This window comes from Nitrospira sp. BLG_2 (genome assembly GCF_049222245.1).
Genome location: NZ_JBLYIG010000613.1, coordinates 1 through 3070 on the forward strand (window position 1 = coordinate 1; position 3070 = coordinate 3070).

Annotated in this window: 2 protein-coding genes; both read left to right on the top strand. The window is 60.5% G+C overall.

The features are described from left to right. Positions 1–1113 (top strand): cytochrome ubiquinol oxidase subunit I (locus ACOSYY_RS16265; protein WP_421663762.1); only part of this gene is annotated, 1113 nt, incomplete at its 5' end. A gap of 85 nt (positions 1114–1198) precedes the next feature. Further along, positions 1199–3070: amylo-alpha-1,6-glucosidase (locus ACOSYY_RS16270; RefSeq protein ID WP_421663763.1), on the top strand; the 1872-nt coding region annotated here is incomplete at its 3' end.

Consider the following 3070-nt stretch of genomic DNA (forward strand, 5'->3'; position numbering starts at 1 on the left):
ACCATCTCGTTTCTCGGGGTGTCTTTCATCTTCGCGCTCAATATTTTCTGGCCCCGGTTTTGGCACAAGATCTTTCGGATCATGTTCTGGCCGTTCGTGCTGGAAGCGGGATTGTTCCTGGGCGAGGCCGTCTTCGCCTACGCCTGGTACTACCTGTGGGACTGGTCGGCCGTCTCCGGATGGCGCGGACGCGTTCATCTCGCGTTCGGCTGGCTTGCCGCCATCTGCGCGGTGGCCGCGATGTTCTTCATCGATATCACCGCCTCTTATATGCTGACGCCGCACCCTCTTGACTCGTCGTGGGCCAATATCTTGAACCCGACCATGATCGATCTCGACCTTCACCGATGGTTCGGAAACTTTACCTGGGCCGGGTTTGCCCTTGCGGCCTTATGCAGCGTCGCATTCCTGCGCTCCCAGGCAGAGGGAGACCGCCGCTTCTATCGCTGGGCCGGCGGCCTGTGCTTCGCCGTCGGCTTCGGAGCGCTCCTGATCATGCCGGTGATCGGCTACCAATATTTGCTGCACATCCGGTACAGCGAACCGCAGGCTTTCCATACTCTCATGCTCGGGGCCCGCTCATGGCTGTTCGATCTGGTCGCCCTGCTCTACGGACTGATTGCCGTGCTCGGATCCTTGTACATCCTTCGCGCCGTCCGTTCGAGCGGCAGGCCGGACAGCGCCGCCCGCCTGATCCTTCCGGTGTCCGTGGCGGTGCTCATAGGCGCCGGAGTCGTCTTCGCCATGCCGTATCATCTGCAACACGTTCCCTTTCTCTCTCGGCTGACCGACGCCTCGATCAATCCGCTCGGCAAGATGCAGCCGAACAAGTATTTCGCGATCGCGGCGCTGGTGTTCTTCGGCTTGCTGAATTGGATTCTCTTCCTTCGATCCTTCGCCGGGTCTGCCTCCTGGTGGACGACCGGTGCCATGAGCGGCCAGGATCGCGCGAGTCAGAAGATCCTCTTGGCGATCGCCGGTTGCGCGATGCTCACGATGGTGAGCATGGGCTGGGTGCGGGAAACGGCCAGAGCCTACAACGGATATCTCGTCTACGGCGTCATGACCCTTGCGGAGGAGCGGGCGACGTACGAAGGGAAGCCTGCTCCATGATGCGACAGGTCAAGGCGCGGATCATGTTGCCGGTCCGCACCGTTGCCGAGCTCACGATGATGGTGCCGCCGGAAGGAGGCGCTCCATGAGGATCAATCGTCGTTCGTTGCTTCGTTTCTCCCTGGTATGGCCGGCGACCGTGCCGCTCTGGTCCGGCACGTTGTTGCAGGCGGCGGAATCCAAGGACGATCGGCGAAAGGAAACACTCACGAAGGCACGCCCGGCCATGGCGGACAGCCTGGCCGACGCGATCGTCATCAAGAACGAGAATGTCTTTTTCGTGGCACGCCCGGACGGAAACGTCCCCCTGAGGAACTCTCATGGCATGGGTCTTTACTATCACGACTGTCGCTATGTAAACGGCTATGAAATCGAGCTGGCGGGATACAAACCGGCTCATCTGTCGGCGTCATCGGTTCAAGGCTCGAAGGGCGTCTTTACATTGACGAACCCCAGAATAGAGCTGGAGGGCGGCGGCTTTCTCGATGAGGAGGAACTCGGCATTACGTGGCGGCGGCTCATCGACAACGAAACTCCGGCGCTGCGCGATCGCCTCCACATCGAAAACTTCACGCTTCAGACGCTCGAGTTTACCCTCACGCTGACGGTTCAATCCGCCTTCGAGGATCTGTTCGCTGTTCGGGGTCTCCTGCCCAAGCGCTTGGGAACACTCCATCCTCCGTTCTGGGAAGGCGAGGTGTTGCGCTTGTCCTATGACGGCAAAGACGGGATCCTCCGTACCGTAACCATCTATTTCGACCCGCCGCCCGACAAGCGTCATGGCACGACGGCTGAGTTCGCCGTGCGCTTGAGCCCCCGTGATCGACAGCGAATCGATGTCGCGCTGGTCATCGGCGAATCCAAGGACCAGACCGCCCACCGTGCGATACCGGATCCGGCGGACTTCAGCAGATTGGATAGCGAGCTCGAACGGGAAACGCAGGCCTGGATGGCGCATGTCACCAAGGTGGTGACCAACGGCTCGGCCCTCGATCAACTCATGGAACGCTCCTTTCGCGGACTCCGCGTGTTGCGCACGCACGTGGAAAACGAAACGTTTTTTGCAGCCGGAGTGCCGTGGTTCGTCGCGTTGTTCGGACGCGACAGCCTGATCACCGCCTGGCAAATGTTGGCCTATAATCCAAGGATCGCCGAGCAAACCTTGCGTCTATTGGCAAAATATCAAGGCACGAAAGAAGACCAATGGCGGGACGAGCAGCCGGGCAAAATTCTCCACGAACTGCGGGTCGGCGAGATGGCGAACTTGAACGCGATTCCCCATACCCCGTTCTACGGAACGGTGGATGCCACGCCGTTGTTCTTGATGCTGGTCGCGGAACACGCGGCGTGGACCGGTTCTCTGAACCTCTTCAACGAATTGCGGGCTCCCATTGAACGGGCGCTGTCATGGATGGATGTCTACGGCGACCGGCGGGGAGAAGCCTATCTCACCTATACCAGCCGGTCGAAGGACAAGCTGGTCAATCAGGGGTGGAAAGATTCGGGAGATGCCATTGTGACCGCCGACGGCGAGGTCGCTGTGCCGCCGCTCGCGTTGGTTGAGGTGCAGGGCTACGGGTATGCCGCCAAACTCGGGATCGCCGGGTTGTTCAAGCTCGCCGGAGATCGAGATCGGGCGGACCGTCTGATTCGCGAGGCGCGGCGACTACGGGAACGATTCAACCGGGATTTTTGGATGGAGGATAAAGGCTGTTACGCGCTCGCTCTGCAGGCGGAGGGGCGGCAGGCGGCCGTCGTTTCTTCCAATCCTGGCCAGGCGTTGTGGACCGGCATCGCGGAGCAGGACAAAGCCGAACGCACGATCAAGCGACTCATGGCTGAGGACATGTTCAACGGATGGGGCGTCCGCACCCTGTCGTCGAAGGAACGCGCGTATAATCCTATCGGCTATCACCTCGGCACAGTTTGGCCGCACGACAATTCGATCGTCGCAGCG